The sequence below is a fragment of the Dehalogenimonas sp. NIT-SK1 genome (assembly GCF_055384165.1).
Genome location: NZ_AP042352.1, coordinates 722,048 through 741,101, shown reverse-complemented (window position 1 = coordinate 741,101; position 19,054 = coordinate 722,048). Strand labels below are relative to the sequence as shown.

The window sequence follows — 19,054 nt, the reverse complement described above, 5'->3', positions numbered from 1 at the left end:
CCTGTTTAAGGTTGATTTCAGGCCGGAACGGCGCCACTATTATATCGTCTGACTTTGGCAAGTCAAGTTAATCAAAGTATAATGACCCCATAATAATGACCGTTAAAAAGGGCTTTATCTTTTCCCGAACTCCCCGTAGCGCCCAGGCCGGATGGACGCCGCTGCCGCCGGCTGGGGACAATAAGTATTTTTCCGGAGCCGCGTCATGGTGAAACACAGGCATAATCCCCCGGCCGAATCATTGTGGTACAAAGATGCCGTAGTATATGAAGTGCACATCAAGGCTTTTCGGGATTCTTCCGGTGACGGTATCGGCGATTTCCGGGGCCTTATTGAAAAACTGGATTATCTTCAGGACCTGGGCATCACCGCCGTCTGGCTGCTGCCCTTTTTCCCTTCGCCATTCAAGGATGACGGCTACGACATTGCCGATTATCAATCGGTACACCCTGACTACGGTACCCTGCGTGATTTTAAGGAATTTTTATCGGAAGCCCATCGCCGCGGCATCCGGGTGATTATTGAACTGGTGCTGAATCATACCTCGGACCAGCACCCCTGGTTTGAGCGAGCCAGAAAGGCGCCTCCTTCTTCCCACTGGAGAGACTTTTATGTCTGGAACAACTCGCCGGATAAATTCAAGGATGCCCGCATTATCTTCAAGGATTTTGAGTCATCCAACTGGAACTGGGACCCTCAGGCAGAGGCTTATTATTGGCATCGCTTTTATTCCCACCAGCCGGACCTGAACTATGAAAATCCCGAAGTACAGCAGGCGGTTTTCCAGCTGGTGGACTTCTGGCTGGATATGGGCATTGACGGACTTCGCCTTGACGCTGTTCCCTATCTTTATGAACAGGAAGGTACCAATTGTGAAAACCTGCCGCAGACCCATGATTTTCTTAAAAAACTGCGTCGTCATGTAGACGAGCGCTATCCGGCGCGAATGCTGCTGGCCGAAGCTAACCAGTGGCCGGAAGACGCCGCCGCCTACTTCGGCCGTGGTGATGAATGCCAGATGTGCTTTCATTTTCCGCTGATGCCGCGGTTGTTCATGGCCATCAAGATGGAGGATCGCTTTCCCATCATCGACATACTGGAACAGACACCGGAGATACCGCCGGAATGCCAGTGGGCGCTTTTTATCCGCAATCACGACGAGCTTACCCTGGAAATGGTTACCGATGAAGAGCGGGACTATATGTACCGGGTCTATGCCTCGGAGAAAACCGCCCGCATCAACCTGGGGATACGCCGCCGCCTGGCTCCCCTGCTGGACAATGACCGCCGTAAGATCGAAATCATCAACGTGCTGCTGTTCTCGCTGCCGGGTACACCGATTATCTACTATGGGGATGAAATCGGCATGGGCGACAATTATTACCTGGGTGACCGCAACGGAGTGCGAACACCAATGCAGTGGTCAATGGACCGCAACGCCGGTTTTTCTTCGGCCAACCCCCAGAAGCTTTACCTGCCGGCCGTTATTGACCCGCAATATCATTATGAAACCGTAAACGTGGAAACCCAGCGTCACAATCCTTCATCCCAGTGGTGGTGGATGAAAAAACTCATATCAGCGCGCCGGGACTACCGGGCGTTCAGCCGCGGCGACATCAAATTTCTGACACCGGACAACGCCAAGGTGCTGGCCTTCATCCGCGGTTACGCCGATGAGATGATACTGGTAATAATCAATCTTTCCCGTTATGCCCAGGCCGCGGCGCTGGACCTGAGCGAGTACAAGGGTTATTTTCTTCAGGATTTATTCGGCGGAGCCTCTTTTCCGGCAGTCGGTAATTCTTCCTATCAGATAACCCTTCCCGGGCACGGCTACTACTGGCTGGCCTTCAGCCGTCATAAAACAGAGGACGCCGCGTCAAAGGAGCGCAGCATCGCCGAAATCGGTAAATTCAAGTCATGGTCGGAAATTTTCAAGGATGAAGGGAAAAACCGGCTGCTTGACATCCTGCCGGATTACCTGTCCGGCTGCCGCTGGTTCGGCGGCAAGAATCGGCGGATACATACCGTAAAACTGGCTGAAACCGCCGCCCTGGCTGAAAGCCGATTGCTTATACTGGAAGTAATTTATAATGACGGGGCAGCCGAACATTACCTGCTGCCCCTTTCTTTCTCTGCCGGCAGCGCCGCCGGCAAATTGACACGGGAAAATCGGGGCGCCGTGATTGCCCGCCTAACTGCCGGCGGCGAAAACGGCGTAATCTATGACGCCGTGTATGACCCGGTTTTCCGACAGGCCCTGCCGGAGCTTATCTGGAAACAAAGAAACCGCCGCGGCCGTTCACCCAAACCACTATCGGCGACAGCCGGGGATAAATTATCGGACCTCGTATCAGGGCCTAAGATTTTTCAAAACAGCGAGCTATTGAGGGCCGACCAGTCCAATACATCAATCGCCTATGACCGTAAACTCATCTTCAAAATATACCGACGCCTGGACCCCGGTCCCAACCCGGAGATGGAACTCAATCAATACCTGTCGGAATCCGGTTTTGACCAGGCAGCGCCCTACGCCGGTGTAGTTAGCTGTGAATCATCGGGCGAAGAGCCTTACGTTGTCGGTATTCTCCTGGGCTGGATAGAGCATGAGTCCGACGGCTGGCATTATCTCAAAGACAATCTGAGCGCTTTCCTGGAAAAAGCTGTCGCCCGGCCGGAGGAAATTGAACGGGCTTCATCTCCGTCCGCTTTATCCATTGATTTGTCAGCAGCCGTCGCCGACAAATCACCGGGCTGCCGCAGTCTGATTGGTGACCTATGCCTGGAGATGGTTTTCAAGCTGGGCAGCCGCACCGCGCAAATGCACCTGGCCTTGGCCGAGCCCGGTCAGAACCCTGATTTTTCCCCGGAACCGTTTTCATTGCTGTGGCAGCGCTCCCGTTTCCAATCAATGCGCAGCCTGGCCAAGAAAACTATCACCGCCGCCAAAAAGCTGCAGACCACAGACCCGGAAGAAACCGACCTGCTCAGGCAGTTCCTAGAACGGGAGAAGGAAATAATTGAGGCGTTCCGCGGTTTTACCCGCCGCAAATTCAGTGCTACCAAGACCCGCATACACGGCAACTACCACCTGGGCGAAGTCCTTTTTACCGGTAACGACTTCTACATTATTGATTTTGAGGGTGAACCCATGCGTCCAGTCAGCGAGCGGCGGCTGAAAAAGTCACCCCTCGTTGATATCGCTGGAATGCTCAGGTCTTTCCATTACGCCGCCAACGACGCCCTGCTGAATACCACCATCGACCACACCGTCAAACCGGAGGTGAGCGAACTGCTGGAACAGGCAGCTGAATTATGGTACCGGGAAGCGGTGAGCAACTTTCTCAATGGCTATTTTGACGCCGCCGGCAAAGCAGCTTTCCTGCCGTCAGACAACAGCGAAAAAGAGGAAATGCTTTACATTTACCTGCTGGAAAAAGCGGTTTATGAGTTTTACCACGAAATCCAATATAATCCCGGCCTGATAAGCCTGCCGCTAAGAGGTATCCTGAAAACCCTCGATGAAATCGCGTCACGGACAGTGAAGCAATCATGATTTCCGCCGTTGAGTACCGCCGCTCAATTGAATTGCTGGCCCGGGAATGCGGCATTCAACTCCGCTTCCGTGATATGCACGGCCGCTACCGCCGCGCCGCCAATGAAACGGTGCTGGCAGCGGCACGGGCTATGGGTGTCAACTATGACCCTTCCCCGGAAGGCATAAAAGATGCTGCCCAACGCCTGAGGCAACAAAGGCTGGAGGAGGTTGTTGAACCGGTGATTATCGCCTGGAACGGGCGACTGCGGCACATTGAGATAACTTTGCCCGTTCCGCTGCCGGAAACAATTGAGGCCGAGCTGCGCCTGGAGAGCGGTGACCTCCGGCGCTTGTCCTGGCGCGGAATTAACCGTTATGTCAAATCTACCAATATCTCTGAAGCGTTTCGCCGCCTCAATCTTCCGTTTGACCAGGTTTTACCTCACGGCTATCACCAGTTCAGCCTCAAAGGCAATTTAAATTCTTTTTCCAGCCTGGTAGTATCAGCGCCTTCCCGTGCCCACGGCTTTGCCGGCGAAACCCGCCGGTGGGGTCTTTTTTCCCCGCTATATGCTTTGCGTTCCCGGTCAGACTGGGGAGCCGGAGACATCGGCCACCTGAACCGCCTGGCGGATTATAGCGCCGGCAACGGCGGCACCGTCCTGGCCACGCTGCCGCTGCTGCCGGTGTTCCTGGAAGAGCGTTTTGACCCCAGCCCCTACGCACCGGTAAGCCGCATGTTCTGGAACGAGTTTTATATTCAAATGGATAATATACCGGAACTGGATAACTGCCCGGAAGTGGTAAAATTGCTGAATTCAGCGGAATTCAAAGGCGAAATAAATAAGACACGGAAGGCGGACCTGGTTGATTACCCACGGGTTTCCGGACCAAAAAAACGCCTGCTGAGCCGACTGGCGGATGACTTTTTCCACCGCCGGCCATCACCCCGATGGCAGCAATACCAGCGCTTCCTGGTTTCCAACCCGGAAACAGAGGATTACTGCCGCTTCCGGGCGGTATCTGAGGAACGCGGCCTCTCCTGGCGGCAGTGGCCGGAAAAACTCCGTTGCGGCCTCATTACCGACGCCGACTGCCGTCCGGAACTGCTGCGGTATTACCTCTACGCCCAGTTTATTATCAGCACTCAGCTGAACGGCTTTATGGAAAAAATGCGCCGTCAGGGTCAATCGGTATATCTTGACCTGCCGCTGGGTGCCCATCCGGATGGTTACGACACCTGGCGGGAACAACAGTTATTTGTTCCCGGCGTCAGCGTCGGCGCCCCGCCCGATCCGGCTTTCCCCGGCGGCCAGGACTGGGGATTTCCGCCGCCGCACCCCCGGCAGCAGCGCCGGCAGGGTTACCGTTATTTCAGGAAAACACTGCGCCACCACCTGCAGTGCGCCGGCATCCTGCGGCTGGACCACGTGATGGGCATGCATCGCCTGTTCTGGATACCCTCCGGCTCCTCTCCGGCTGAAGGTGCGTATATTCATTATCCCGCGGAGGAAATGTACGCCGTCATCTGCCTGGAGTCGCGCCGCTCCGGGGCGGTTATCGTCGGCGAAGACCTGGGCCTGGTACCGGCGGCGGTCAGGAAGAGCATGCGCCGTCATCACATCTACCGCAGTTATGTAGCCCAGTATGAAATGATTACCGGCGACGACCAATGCCTGACAAACGTACCGCGGCAGGCGGTAAGCGCCCTCAACACCCATGATATGCATCCCTTCGCCGCCTTCTGGGAAGAAACGGACATCCCCCAGCGTCAGCAACTGGGTGTGCTGCCGCCGGAACAGGCCTCGGCGGAGAAACAGCGCCGGGACAGCGCCAAGACGGCAATGCTGGACTGCCTGCAACGGCAGGGACACGTCAGCCAGGCATCACCTTCGACTGGGGCAGTCGGCCGGGCAATAACCGAAAAACTGGCCGGCAGCCGGTCTGAAGTGCTTTTAATAAATATGGCTGATCTCTGGGAGGAACGCCGGGCACAGAATATTCCCGGTACGGTTGATCAGCACCCCAACTGGCGGCGCAAATCAGCCCTGTCCCTGGAACAAATCAGCTCCGACCTTGAAATCAGGCAGTTCCTGGCCGGAATCAATGGATTGCGAAATAGAGTTAATTATGAAGAACCCTGATAACCAGGTATTTTATGACACCAGCCTTCTGACTGATGAAGATTTGCATCTTTTCAATGAAGGCACCCATTACCAGCTCTACCATAAATTCGGCGCCCGTCCCGCCGTCCGCCGCGGTGCTCCGGGATACTGCTTCGCCGTCTGGGCGCCCAATGCCGCCGCGGTATCGGTAATCGGTGACTTCAATGACTGGCACACGGGCGCTCACCCGCTCCGTAGCCGGGGTGATTCCGGTATCTGGGAAGGGTTCATTTCCGGGGTAACTCCGGGTATGCGCTATAAATATGAAATCCAGTCCCGATACAATAATTACCGGGCGGCCAAAGCGGACCCGTTCGCGCTGGCCGCCGAGCAACCGCCCAACACAGCGTCCCTGACCGCGGAGCTGGATTTCAACTGGAGCGACACGGACTGGATGGCGCAGCGACGCTCCAGAAGCAGCTTTGACGCACCGGTCAGCATCTATGAAGTCCACCTGGGTTCATGGCGCCGCAATGAGACCGGTGATTACCTCAGCTATTCCGAAATAGCCCCGATGCTTACTGATTATGTAAAAGAAGCCGGCTTCAGCCACGTTGAACTGCTGCCGTTGATGGAGCATCCTTTCTATGGTTCCTGGGGTTACCAGGTCAGCGGATATTTTGCCCCCACCTCCCGCTACGGTCCACCGCGGGAATTGATGTACCTGGTGGACTACCTTCACCGCCACGACATCGGTGTTATCCTTGATTGGGTGCCATCTCATTTTCCCGGGGATGAACACGGCCTGGCTTACTTCGACGGCACCCATCTTTATGAACACTCCGACCCGCGGCGGGGTTTCCATCCCCAGTGGCAGTCCTGTATTTTCAACTACGGCCGCCGGGAAGTCATCTCATTTCTTATTTCCAGCGCCGCGTTCTGGCTGGAGATGTACCACGCCGACGGCCTGCGTGTTGACGGCGTGGCCTCAATGCTTTACCTGGATTACGCCCGCCAGCCGGGGCAATGGCAGCCCAACCGCCACGGCGGGCGGGAAAACCTGGAAGCGGTTGACTTCATCAAGCAATTGAATACCGAGCTTTACCGGCGCTTTCCCGATGTTCATACTTTCGCCGAAGAATCAACATCATGGCCCCTGGTATCCCGCCCGGTGCATCACGGGGGGCTGGGATTCGGCTACAAGTGGGATATGGGCTGGATGCACGATACCCTGGAATACTTCAGCCAGGACCCGCTTTACCGCAGTCACCACCACCGCAAGCTGACCTTCCGCGGTCTTTACGCCTTCAGTGAAAACTACCTGCTGCCCCTGTCGCATGATGAAGTAGTCCACGGCAAATCATCGCTGCTGGGCCGAATGCCCGGCGACCGGTGGCAGCAGTTCGCCAATCTGCGGCTGTTGCTTACTTATATGTTCACCGTTCCCGGCAAAAAACTTCTATTTATGGGCGGAGAGTTCGGCCAGCGGTCAGAATGGCAGCACGACGGGCAGCTGGACTGGGAGCTCCTGGAATCCACGCTTCATAATCAATTATGGCGGTTTGTGGCGGCGCTAAATCATCTTTACGCTGCCCGCTCCGCTCTGCACCAGCTTGATACCGAACCCAGCGGCTTCGAATGGCTGGAAGCTGATGAAGCGGCCGCCTCGATAATCTCCTTCCTTCGCCGCGGCCGGCGGCCGGATGACCTGCTCCTGGTAATTCTTAACCTGACACCGGTTCCCCGTCGCCGCTATCGCTGCCGGGTACCCCTGTCAGGGCAATGGCGCGTAATCCTGTCCGGTGACGATCCCTCCTGGGGTGGCTCGGGAGAAAACGCCAATATCCTTTATGAAACGGAGATGGATGCCTGGGGCGGACAGGGAAATTCACTGCTGCTAGACCTGCCGCCGCTGGCCGGTCTCATACTGGTTCCGGCCGATGATGGTGAAGATGACTGAAAAGTATTTCTGCGTTCACGGCCATTTTTACCAGCCGCCCCGGGAGAACCCCTGGCTGGAAACGGTGGAGCGAGAGGCTTCGGCAGCGCCCTATCATGACTGGAATGAACGCATCACCGATGAGTGCTACGCCGCCAATCTGGCCGCTCGAATCTTGAACGACGACAACGAAATCACCGCTATCGTCAATAACTTTTCCCAACTTAATTTCAATTTCGGCCCGACGCTGCTCGGCTGGCTGGAAGCATCTCACCCCGAGGTACATGAGGCCATAACCGCCAGTGACCGGGAAAACTCGGCCCGTTACAACGGGCACGGCCCGGCCATAGCCCAGGGGTACAATCATATCATCATGCCGCTGGCTGACCGCCGTGACAAAGAAACCCAGGTTGCCTGGGGCATAAGCGATTTCCAATATCGTTTCGGCCGCGCTCCGGAAGGCATGTGGCTGCCGGAAACCGCGGTGGACCTGGAAACACTGGAAATCATGGCCTCCCGCGGCATCAAATACACCATTCTGGCTCCCCATCAGGCTGCCGGCTTCCGGGTACCCGGCGGATCATGGGAGCCGCTGGCTGACGGTATAAGCGATACTTCACGACTTTACCGCTGCCCGCTGCCCTCCGGCAATACGATCAATATCTGTTTTTACCATTTTGGTCTATCATCCGAGGTGGCCTTCGGTGAAGTCCTCAAAAACGGCGACCTGTTTACCCGCCGCGTTCTGGATTCTTATCAAGATTCATCTGAACCGCAGCTGATCACTATTGCCGCTGATGGTGAAACCTACGGTCACCATCACCGTTTCGGCGAAATGGCCCTGGCTTATACCTTCGACCGCCTGCAGCAATCCGGAGTCCGCGTTACTACCATCGGTGAGTTCCTGGCGCTTTATCCGCCGAAATATGAAGTCGAAATAAAAGAAAACACCTCCTGGAGCTGCGCCCACGGCATTGAACGCTGGCGCAGCGGCTGCTGCTGCGCTACCGGCGGTCACCCCGGCTGGAATCAGCACTGGCGGCAGCCGCTCAGACAGGCCATGAATTTACTGCGCGACCGGCTCGAGTCTGAATTTGAAACTGAAGCGGGACGGCTGCTGTTCGATCCCTGGGCCGCCCGCAATGACTACCAGCCGGTAATCGCCCGCCGCGACGGCGCCGCGGCGGCGTCTTTTATGAAAAGATGGGCGCGAACACCCCTGTCGGCTGCCGAAAAAATCCGGGTATTTAAACTGATGGAACTGCAGCGGGGGCTGATGGCCTGTTTCACCAGCTGCGGCTGGTTTTTCGACGACATCGGCGGTCTGGAATCAGTATTGGTTCTGAAGCAGGCAGGTAGAGTGCTGCAGCTGTCGAGTCAGCTTTTCGGCGAATCACCGGAAGCGGAATTCCTGGAAATCATCTCTGAAGCCCGTTCTAACCGGGCGGAACTGGGCACCGGCCGGGACATCTATCTGCGCAACGTACCGCCGCTGGTTGCTGACATGGCCAGGGTCGCGGCTCATTTCGCCCTGAGCTGTTTCCTGGAAAATTACCGGCAGCATAACCAGATTTTTGTTTTCAGTACAAAAAATCATAATCTGAAATTATTCAATAGTAATCGCAGCCGCCTGGCCGCCGGGGATATAACCGTCACTTCCCTTGTCACCGGCGAACAGCAGCGCTTTGTATTTGCCGCCATCTTCCATGATAAACATGACCTTAAAGCCGGCATCGCGCCGTTTGAGCGTAATGACCAATTCGCGGTGCTGAGCCGTGAACTGCAACAACTGGCTGCCGGTGACGAGCGGGACGAGATGGAATATGTGGATAAAACCTTCCCCGACCGCGTCTACGGACCGGCTGATCTTTTTACCGATGAGCGCGGGAAAATCCTGGACCATATCATCGCCGGAACGCTTTCTGAAGCCGAAGAGAGCTACCGGGAGATTTACCGCCGCTACCAGCCACTGATGGCATACCTCTCCGGTCTGGGTCAGCCGGTTCCGCCGCAGTTGACCACGGCTGCCGAATTCGTGCTGCAAGCCGATCTCAGCAGGTTGCTGGGAGATAAGATGCCGGATCTTGAAACCGCCGGGAAACTGCTTCTGGAAGCCTCTGCCTGGAACATCAGCCTGGGCCGGGATGAGCTGGGCTACCGCTTGGCGTCGCGCCTGGAAGAATTGCTTTCCGAATCTCTCCCGACAGCGCCGGAAAGTGACCGCCTGCTTTATATCACCCGCCTGCTGCAATTGTTCCGAAACGCAGACATTACCCCCGACCTGTGGCGGGCACAGAACATTTTTTATAACCTGGCAACCGGGGTATTTCCGGATCTACGCGATAAGCCGGAACACGTCGCCTGGACCGAGGCTTTCCGGCAGCTGGGCCGGCTGCTCGGCGTCAGTACCGGCTGAGTGTCCGCGAATAACCAGTACTAAAGTACGCCCCCTTTTTCGTTGTATTCACGGTGAACTTATGCTATGTTTAAGTGGACTAAAGTCAATAATCTTTACAGGAACAGCTGTTGCTCAAAAGCGGCCGAAAAAGGGTCTCTGTACTGGTGGTCGAAGATGAACCGGTAATCAGCCAGGTATGCCGCCGCGCCCTGGAAACGGACTATGATGTCACGCTAACCCCTGACGGGCACGCGGCAACCGAACTTCTGGAGTCAGCCACCTTTGATATCTGCCTGATTGATATCCGCACCCCGAGGATGAACGGGGAAGAACTATTCCGCTGGATTGAAAGCAACCGACCGGAAATGGTCCCCGGAGTCATTTTCACCACCGGGGACGTTATCTCCAACAACACCGACCAGTTTTTGGCCGGCACCAAGCGGCCTTACCTGCCCAAGCCTTTTTCTCCCGCAGAACTGGTCGGAATCGTAGAAAAAGTGGTATTATCATTGCCATGAACTCAGCTAAAGCTCCGGGAACTATCCTGGTCGTTGACGATGAGATGATTGTTCGCCGGCTGCTGCACCAGAAACTGGCCGGCGAGGGTTACCAGTGCCTGGAAGCAGCCTCCGCCGATGAAGCGCTGGGTGTTCTGCGGGAAAACCCGGATATAGGCCTGGTGGTTTCCGATATAAAAATGCCCGGTAAAAGCGGCCTGGAACTGCTGGCGGAAATCAAGAGCCTCTACCCGGATATCGCCGTAATCATGGCTACCGCCATTACCGAAACCGGCACCGCCATTGACGCCATGAAAAAAGGTGCTTATGACTACCTGACCAAACCCTTCAAGCTGGATGAGGTGGTCTTCTCCGTCAGCCGGGCGCTGGAGAAGCGCAATCTGCAGATGGAAAACCGCGAGTATCGCCGCAGCCTGGAAGACAAGGTTGAGGTTCAGGCGGAAAAAATCCGGTCTTCCTTTTTCAATTCCATTACTTCACTGGCTTACGCCCTGGACGCTAAAGATGGTTATACCGCCGGACACTCACAGCGGGTCTCGGAAATGGCCGTAGCCATCGGAATTGAAATGGGCGTACCCCACGCCCTGGTCGAACAGATTCGCCTGGCCGGCCTGGTGCATGACATCGGTAAAATCGGTGTTGACGGCAACGTACTGCATAAACCCGGCATCCTGACGCCGGAAGAACGCGAAGAAATGGAAAAACACCCGGCCATCGGCGAAAGAATCCTGAAACCGGTTGTCGATGACTCGGAGATCCTGGCCATGGTACGCAACCATCATGAACGCTGGGACGGCGGCGGCTATCCTGATAAACTGGCCGGTGAAAGCGTTCCCCTCGGCGCCCGCATCATGGCGTTGGCCGACACTTTTGACGCCATGACTTCGGAGCGCCCCTACCGTGAAGCCAAAAGCGTTACCTATGCCGTTGATGAAATCCGGCGCTGCGCCGGCACCCAGTTTGACGTGGCCATCGTGGAAGCCTTTCTGCAGGCCCGCTCCGTCATTACCCAGGCCATGCACAGCGGCAGCTGACCGGAGTTTTCCGGCACCGCGCGCAGGAATCCCTGCCCGGCTGTTCCAGCCTGATTTTACTGAAGCGTCTAATGTTTTATAATGTATTTGCGGCTGTTTGGAGCTGCCTTGCGATAACGTTATAATAAAGCTCGCCCGCTAAAAGTTACATTTTCTGAAAGGTATTGGATGGACAGTAATCAGAACGAAGCCTTAGCCATTAACACTATCCGTTTTCTCTCCGCCGACATGGTGCAGAAAGCCAAATCAGGCCACCCCGGCACCCCGATGGGCGCCGCTGCCGCTGCCTATGCCCTCTGGCAGCATTTCCTGAAACACAACCCGGCGGACCCGGGCTGGTTTGACCGGGACCGCTTTATTCTTTCCGCCGGTCACGCTTCCGCCCTGCTCTATTCGCTGCTGCACCTGACCGGATACGACCTGCCCCTTGAGGAAATAAAACAGTTCCGGCAGTGGGACTCCAGGACGCCGGGCCACCCGGAATACGGCCTGACCCCGGGTGTGGAGATGACCACCGGACCCCTGGGACAGGGGTTCTCCAGCGGCGTGGGCATGGCGCTGGCTGAAAAATGGCTGGCCGCCCGTTTCAACCGGCCGGGGCACCGGGTCATTGACCATTACACCTACGCGCTGGTTTCCGACGGAGACCTAATGGAAGGCGTTGCCTCTGAGGCGGCTTCGCTGGCCGGCACCCTCCGCCTGGACAAGCTGATTTACCTCTATGACGACAATAATATTTCCATCGAAGGTGATACCGCCAACTTCTTCAATGAAGACGTCGCCGCCCGTTTCCGCGCCTATGGCTGGCAGGTGTTCGGTCCCATTGACGGTCTAGACACCTCAGCGGTACGCAAAACCATAGATGAAGCCCGCCACGGTGATGAATCTAAACCAAAACTCATAATATGCCGCACCGTAATCGGCTACGGCTCCCCCGCCAAGGCCGGCACCGGCAGTGCCCACGGCGAACCCCTGGGAGAAGAAGAACTGGCCGCCGCCCGCAAACAGCTTAACTGGCCATATGAAGAAGCCTTTTTTATCCCAAATGAAGTAAAGCAGCAGATGAACGCGGTGGAGCGGGGGCAAGCTCAGCAGTCAGAGTGGCAGCGGAAACTGGATGCCTACACCGCGGCCTACCCGGAAGAAGCGGTTCAGCTGAAAAACTGCATATCCGGAGAACTTCCGGCCGGCTGGGCTGACGGACTGGATGAAATGTTCAGCCCGGAAGACAAGCCGATGGCTACCCGCGAAGCCTCAGGCAAGGTACTCAACGTCATCGGCCAGAACATACCTAACCTGCTTGGCGGTTCCGGAGACCTGGCGCCGTCAACCAAGACCATAATGAATTTTGATTCAATCTTCAGCGCCGGCAATCCGGCCGGACGCAACCTGCAATTCGGTGTCCGCGAGCACGCCATGGGCGCCATAACCAACGGCATGGCGCTGCACGGCGGGGTGATTCCTTACGGCGCTACTTTCTTGATCTTCTACGATTATATGCGTCCTGCGGTACGCCTGGCGGCGCTGATGGGCCTTCGGGTTATATATGTCTTCACCCATGACTCCATCGGACTGGGTGAGGATGGCCCTACCCACCAGCCGGTAGAACAGCTGGCCGGGCTGCGCTCGGTACCCAACCTGGTAACCTTCCGGCCGGCCGATGCGGCGGAAACCGCCGCCGCCTGGAATTCCGCCCTCCAACGGCAGGAAGGACCCACCGCCCTGGCGCTCACCCGCCAAAAATTGCCGGGTCTGGACCGCGGCGGCGCATCGCCGACGGCGGCGGTCGGCCGCGGCGGCTATATCCTCTGGCAGGCTGAGGGCGAACCGGACCTGGTTATTATCGCTACCGGCTCCGAGGTGCATCCGGCGCTGGAGGCCGGACAGGAACTGCGGCGCCGCGGCATCACGGCCCGGGTAGTATCCCTGCCCAGCTGGGAACTGTTCGAATCACAGCCGGCGGAATACCGCCGGGAAATACTGCCGCCGCACATCCGCAGGCGTGTAACCGTGGAAGCCGGTCGCACCCTGGGTTGGGAGCGTTACGCCGGGGACCGGGGCATCATGATCGGACTGGATCACTTCGGGGCCTCCGCGCCCGCCGGTGTGTTGTTTGAAAAATTCGGCTTTACCGCCCAGCGGATAATTGAAGCCGCCCTGGAACTTATGAGGCAGGACGTATGAGTAACGGACACAACCTAGCTATAGCTGCTGACCACGGTGGATTCGCCCTGAAGGAAGCGCTGCTGCCGCTGCTGCGCCATGAGGGTTACAAAATCAATGACCTCGGCGCGGCTGAATTCCTCCAGGATGATGATTATCCGGATTACGCCGAAAAACTGGCACGGGAAGTCAATTCAGGACGGGTCCGCAGGGGAATACTGATCTGTGGTTCCGGAGCCGGCGCGGCCATGACCGCCAACAAGATACCCGGTATCCGCGCTTCGGTCTGCCATGATACCTATTCGGCGCACCAGGCGGTGGAGCATGATGACATGAACGTTCTATGCCTGGGGGCGCGCGTTATCGGTTTGTCACTTGCCCAGGAACTGTGCCTGACCTTTCTGAAGGCTTCTTTCCGTGATGAACCGCGCTATCGCCGCAGGCTGGAAAAAATGGCTGAAATCGAGCACCGAGCGCTGCTGGATCATTAACCCCGGCCGGAGGTCGGCTTAATTAACGAGTGACTTCATTGACCAGCGCCTGCAGCTTGCGCCAGGCTGCCGCCGGATCGGGAGCGCGGAAAATACCGCTGCCGACACAGATGTCATCCACGCCGCTGGCGGCAACTTCCAGGATATTATCCGCCTTTATGCCGCCGTCAATACCGATATGCAGTTCCGGAGCCAGCGCCCGCAGTTCACCTACCTTGTCAAGCACACCGGGTATATACTCGGCGCCGTAAAAGCCGGGGTTCACCGAAAGCAGCAGCAAGCTGTCCAGCCGGTCCAGGAAAGGCGCCGCCGCCTGTGTGGTGGTTTCCGGATTGAGCGCCATACCGACTTCCATTCCCAGCTTTTCCGCCGCGGCGATAACCGCTGCCGGGTCAGGAGTGGCTTCGTAATGAAAAACCACCCGCCGCGCCCCGGCGGATTTAAAGCCGCTGAAATAGCTTTCCGGCTCCCGAACCATCAGGTGAGCTTCCCAGTCAAAGCTCAGCTTGGCGGCCTTTACTGACTGCCAGCCGATGCTGCGTGAAGGGACAAACTCCCCGTCCATGATATCCACCTGCACCCAGTCAGCAACGCCTTTCATCGCCCTCCCCATCTCGCGTACGGCGGAGGCGTTATCGGTCAATATGGCCGGAACCACCCTGGTATTTTTCAATATAAAGTCCTTTTCAAAATAAAACTGAGGTTTCTTTACCGGAAATCGGCTTCGGCGCTAATAATCACGCCGGGTTCCGTGCACCAGCAGCATCGGCAGCCGGGTCGCGGCGCTGACGGTGGCCGCTACGCTGCCGAACACCCAGCGGTCAAGCCCGGTCCGCGCGTGGGTCGCCATGGCTATCAAATCCGCTTTTTCCTCTTCGGAAGCCTTGAGAATTCCTTCAGCCGCGCCGCCGAAGACCACCAGTGTTCTTGTATTTACACCCTGCTTTTTGAACTCCTCAGCGGCCCGTTCCAGATAGGCCGTAGCCTGCTGCCTGACTTCACCCATCAGGATCAGGGCGTATTCATCCCAGCTGGGCTTGGCTGACGGGGGCCGGTCGGACGGGATGTCCGGGAAAGCATTGACCGAAAGCAGCACCACTTCGGCCTTAAGCGCCTGCCCCAGTTCGGAAACAAATGGAATCGCTTCTTCGGAAACCATGGAGCCGTCCAGCGGCAGTATGATGCGTTTGATGCTGGGATTGACCGTACCCGGCTTAACCAGCAGCAGCGAGCAGTTTCGAGAAGCCAGGTTGCGCAGCATCTTGTCTTCCCGGTCCAGGTCGGAATGCGCCTGGCGGCAGGCGGCTACCAGGTCCACCTTCTCCCGGGCAACATATTCCTTGATTTTATCCGCCAGGTCACCCGGCTCGGTATGAACCATCGCCTTGACTCCATCAGACTCAAGCTCCCTGGCCTGTACCTGGAGATAAATGCTGTTCAGGCGGCATAGCCTTTGTTCATCCTCCGGGCAAACGCTGAATAGCACCAGTTCCGTATCCGGTCCCGTCATCTCCTTGACAAACGGCAGCACCTGTTCGGCCGTTTCGGAACCATCCAGCGGTACCAGTATCTTGCGGTATGTCATATCCAGCTCTCGCTTTCCTTCAGTCTGTCCCCAGATTATACCCCAATAAGCCTTGCCGGCAAAGGCGCTGATTGACAGTTTCGCGCCCGCCTCCTTAGAATAAGTTATATATCAACGCCGCAGCAGGAGTTCCGATGAATGACCAGATAGCTGAAATAATGGAGACCGCCATGCTCAAGGAAACAGCCTCAGCGACGCTGTATCACCGGGCGGCTGAACAGACCGATGACCCCGGAGCCGCTGCCCTGCTGCGGGAACTGGCCGAAGCTGAAGAAGAGCACCTCCGCCGGCTGAAAAACCTGGACCCGGCGTCTTTCATAGCTTCTTCGGCCGCCTCGGAGAAGCAGCTCGCGGCGTTGAAAGATTCACCGCACCTGCAGGCGCCGGATGAACTGCCGGGCGCCGGACTGCCGGATACGCTGCGTTTTGCCATCAAGCAGGAGGCCGAATCCGCCGCTTTCTACCGCAACCTGGCCTCGGTTTTTTCCGATGAACAGGCCCGGCAGCTGACCCTGGCACTGGCCGCCCAGGAAGTAAGGCACCAGGACCGCCTCTCGGTGCTATACGACAACACCGTACTGGGAGAAAATTAGGTTAATAATAATCATCTGAAGGAGTAAATATATGAGTGAACAACTGGGTAAAATTGAACGGCCTGAAGCCGCCTCTTTCAGCGGCAAGCGAAAACTTTATGTCGTGCCGCTGCTGTATCGCTGGCCGGACGCCCCGGCACAGTACAACACCCTTTTTGACCGCTACTGGCGCGAAGTCAGCGACCAGCTGGAACACCTGGAAAACCGAATCGGCGCTATCAGGAAGGTATTCCACGAGGGAATTGACACTTCCGGCGAGTCCGCCGTGGAAATGCTGAAGCAGTTTGAAACCCCCAGTTATGACCTGACCATGGATCGCCTGGGAAAAGGCGCGGAACTGACTCCGTTAGAAGACCGTGAGCTGATGAGCGAAAGCATTGACTGGGAACGCTTCGTCATGCTTGGCTTCGCCTCTCCCAAAGTGGCCAAGCTGGCTACCGAAAATCTCATGGCGGTGGCCAAAAAACGCTATGACTTCATCAGCGGTAAAATCACGGAAACGCTGAAGGAAAATGAAGCCGGGGTTCTCTTCATCCGGGAAGGCCACCAGATACAGTTCCCCGCCGGTATCGAAGTTTTCAGTGTTTCCCCGCCGGCGCTGGATGAGGTGCATCGTTTCCTGCGTGATTCATCCGGTCGTGCCGCGCCGCCTGCCGCCGCTCCGGAAGAGTCCGGCAAGCCGGATGCCGAACCTGGAAAAAGCGCCCCGCCCGCCAAGGCAGCCAAACCGGCGGCTAAAAGTAAAAAGAAAAGCACCGGCCGCAAAAAGGCCGCCGACAAGACTGATACCAGCCAGGGCAAATAATATTAAAAAAAGCCCCGGTTCGAAATAACCGGGGCTTTTCCTTTTCGGAACATCCTTTAAGGCTGGAGCAATTCCTGCCGCACCGCCGCGGCCAGCTGTCCGGCCTCGTATTCGGTCAAACTGAGGTTGCTCTCCAGCATGGTCAGCGCCTTATCTACTTCAGCGGAATGGGCACGCAGTGCCCCCAGCCTGTCCCGCTGCCGCTTTTCCGCTTCATCCGCTCTGGTCAGGTCTATCGGCAGCGCCATCTTCTGCCGCAGCAGCGCCAGCAGCCGGCGGCTGCTTCCGCCATCGGTCTGCGGCGCCAGGTAATACGGCACCGGCACCCACAGTGATACCGCCTCAATACCTCTCTTCCTGGCTTCCCAGATGAGATAATTGCTGACCGGCGGTTTCTGCCCCGGCGGAGATTCATAATTAATATCGGTGTTGACATCGTCACCGGACAGCCATTCCCGCAGCAGCGGTGAATTCATATTGGCCAGTATCGGACTCGGCGTGTTGTGGGAAAGCATCATGGGAAAACCGTTGACCGGCACCACCTGGCTGACGTTGTAGCGCGCCGCGGCGTCCAGCACCAGTTTCAGAAAATCGTTGACCTCAAAAGATGGAATATCAGAAAAAAAGGTGATCAGCGGTACCCGGTCGGAATAATAAAAGCGGCTGGACGGAAAACTCACCAGGTCACTGGATACTTCCACGCTGGTCATCGGAAAGAAGCCGGCCGGCTCGATTTCCGCCAGTTCCTTTAGTTCCATGGTCCGGCGCAGGTAGTCACAGGTCTGCCGTCCCAGGTCCCCCGCGTCGTTGCGCCAGCCCACCACCATCAGCGGCCGTTCCAGCTGCGGTGAATCCTTAAAATTAAGCTGCCCGATCATCGCCGCCCCCCGGTTTGAACAGGTCCTCTATATGGTCTTCCAGCCATTTCTTGTCATCGTCAGTTATCGGCTCGCCGCCCTCGGCCTCGGCAACCGATTGCTGTCGCTGGGAAAGCTTCTCCTTTATGTCATCCGGGAACTGGCTGAAAAACTGGTTGACCACCTCATCCATCTGTTGCCGCATCTCGTCAATTTCACTGTAATCCAGTTTTAATTCCAGCAGGCTGCTCAGCACTTCAAGCACGGACTTGATAGCCGCCGGATACGGCATCGGCGAGCGGGCCAGGTAATCCGGCACTTCACCCATGATGCAGGCCGCCGGCAGCCCCCGGTGCGCCGCCGCTCCCACCAGCAGTCCGTTTAAACCGGAAACATTAGCCTGTACTCCCCGGCCCTGCATCTCACTCATCCACCGATTGCCGCGGCTGCCGTTTATCTCCGCCAGCAGTCCGGGTTCAGAAGCTACCGCCCATACGCCGGGAGTGGCGGTATGGTGGATGGCGCTGACCGCCGCCCCGGAGGTGAATACACGGCGGCAGCCGAATTTCTGCGCCACATCCAGTACCAGGTTGGCCATCTGGTAGGCCTTGACCCCGGAGGCATAGGTGGAGCCGCTCTCGGAAGGCTGTTCCTCGCCGGTGAAAAATATCAGGTCGCGGTCCGGCAGCCGCTTGTAGTAAAACCGGTTGGCTGGAAAAGTCAGCTCCTGCATCACCCCGTCTTTAATTTTAAGGCCGCTGGGGTAAAAAAACGGCTCCGGTTCTATCTCTCCCAGGTATTCCGCCTCCAGCTGCCGCCACAGGTGATCCACCGACATCAGCCCCACGTTGCCGATGCCCGGCCAGCCGACAATCAGGTCCGGATTGTTAAGTTCGGGTTCTTTATCAAGTTTATATCCCATGTGTTTTATTCTATCGTTTTAATCGTTAATGGACAAATGCTTGAGCGCCTCGGAACATCTCGGCGGCATAACAGACCCGTCATCCCTTTTTACCCTTGACGGTGAA

General features: G+C 56.9%; 14 protein-coding genes. 10 read left to right on the top strand and 4 right to left on the bottom strand.

Annotation, left to right across the window (positions count from 1 at the left end; translation table 11 throughout):
* Positions 1–205 precede the first annotated feature (205 nt).
* The 8 genes from treS to ACZ48S_RS03840 all read left to right on the top strand — a co-directional run bounded on the left by treS (position 206) and on the right by ACZ48S_RS03840 (position 14,186).
* Complete coding sequence (gene treS, locus ACZ48S_RS03875) at positions 206–3,556, top strand: maltose alpha-D-glucosyltransferase (RefSeq protein WP_464214269.1); 3,351 nt, start codon at positions 206–208, stop codon at positions 3,554–3,556.
* The gene (gene malQ, locus ACZ48S_RS03870; RefSeq protein ID WP_464214267.1) at positions 3,553–5,682 is read left to right on the top strand and encodes a 4-alpha-glucanotransferase; all 2,130 of its coding nucleotides are present in this window, start codon (positions 3,553–3,555) and stop codon (positions 5,680–5,682) included. Before treS ends, malQ begins: the two co-directional genes overlap by 4 nt.
* Positions 5,669–7,603, top strand: a complete 1,935-nt coding sequence (gene glgB, locus ACZ48S_RS03865) for a 1,4-alpha-glucan branching protein GlgB (RefSeq protein ID WP_464214265.1) — start codon at positions 5,669–5,671, stop codon at positions 7,601–7,603. The genes malQ and glgB overlap by 14 nt, the downstream gene beginning before the upstream one ends.
* Positions 7,596–9,998 (top strand): DUF3536 domain-containing protein, encoded by a 2,403-nt coding sequence (locus ACZ48S_RS03860; protein WP_464214263.1) that lies wholly within the window; start codon positions 7,596–7,598, stop codon positions 9,996–9,998. The genes glgB and ACZ48S_RS03860 overlap by 8 nt, the downstream gene beginning before the upstream one ends.
* 110 nt (positions 9,999–10,108) lie before the next feature.
* Positions 10,109–10,498, top strand: a complete 390-nt coding sequence (locus ACZ48S_RS03855) for a response regulator (protein WP_464214261.1) — start codon at positions 10,109–10,111, stop codon at positions 10,496–10,498.
* Positions 10,495–11,532: a response regulator gene (locus tag ACZ48S_RS03850; RefSeq protein ID WP_464214259.1), complete on the top strand. Its 1,038-nt coding sequence runs from the start codon at positions 10,495–10,497 to the stop codon at positions 11,530–11,532. Before ACZ48S_RS03855 ends, ACZ48S_RS03850 begins: the two co-directional genes overlap by 4 nt.
* 168 nt (positions 11,533–11,700) lie before the next feature.
* Positions 11,701–13,716, top strand: a complete 2,016-nt coding sequence (gene tkt, locus ACZ48S_RS03845) for a transketolase (protein ID WP_464214257.1) — start codon at positions 11,701–11,703, stop codon at positions 13,714–13,716.
* Entirely contained in the window at positions 13,713–14,186 is a 474-nt protein-coding gene (locus ACZ48S_RS03840; protein ID WP_464214254.1) for an RpiB/LacA/LacB family sugar-phosphate isomerase, read from the top strand. The genes tkt and ACZ48S_RS03840 overlap by 4 nt, the downstream gene beginning before the upstream one ends.
* A 22-nt stretch (positions 14,187–14,208) precedes the next feature.
* Here ACZ48S_RS03840 and ACZ48S_RS03835 read toward each other — a convergent pair whose 3' ends face one another.
* Complete coding sequence (locus tag ACZ48S_RS03835) at positions 14,209–14,859, bottom strand: ribulose-phosphate 3-epimerase (RefSeq protein ID WP_464214252.1); 651 nt, start codon at positions 14,857–14,859, stop codon at positions 14,209–14,211.
* 57 nt (positions 14,860–14,916) lie between these two features.
* Positions 14,917–15,771, bottom strand: a complete 855-nt coding sequence (locus ACZ48S_RS03830; protein ID WP_464214250.1) for a universal stress protein — start codon at positions 15,769–15,771, stop codon at positions 14,917–14,919.
* Positions 15,772–15,905: 134 nt separating this feature from the next.
* On the opposite strand from ACZ48S_RS03830, the gene ACZ48S_RS03825 reads away from it, so the two are divergent.
* Positions 15,906–16,364: a ferritin family protein gene (locus tag ACZ48S_RS03825; RefSeq protein WP_464214248.1), complete on the top strand. Its 459-nt coding sequence runs from the start codon at positions 15,906–15,908 to the stop codon at positions 16,362–16,364.
* A 31-nt stretch (positions 16,365–16,395) separates the two neighbouring features.
* Complete coding sequence (locus ACZ48S_RS03820) at positions 16,396–17,169, top strand: hypothetical protein (RefSeq protein ID WP_464214246.1); 774 nt, start codon at positions 16,396–16,398, stop codon at positions 17,167–17,169.
* A gap of 56 nt (positions 17,170–17,225) precedes the next feature.
* On the opposite strand, the gene ACZ48S_RS03815 is transcribed toward ACZ48S_RS03820, so the two are convergent.
* Both ACZ48S_RS03815 and ACZ48S_RS03810 read right to left on the bottom strand, forming a co-directional pair.
* Complete coding sequence (locus ACZ48S_RS03815; RefSeq protein WP_464214244.1) at positions 17,226–18,047, bottom strand: PAC2 family protein; 822 nt, start codon at positions 18,045–18,047, stop codon at positions 17,226–17,228.
* Positions 18,031–18,948: a PAC2 family protein gene (locus ACZ48S_RS03810; RefSeq protein WP_464214242.1), complete on the bottom strand. Its 918-nt coding sequence runs from the start codon at positions 18,946–18,948 to the stop codon at positions 18,031–18,033. The genes ACZ48S_RS03815 and ACZ48S_RS03810 overlap by 17 nt, the downstream gene beginning before the upstream one ends.
* Positions 18,949–19,054 lie beyond the last annotated feature (106 nt).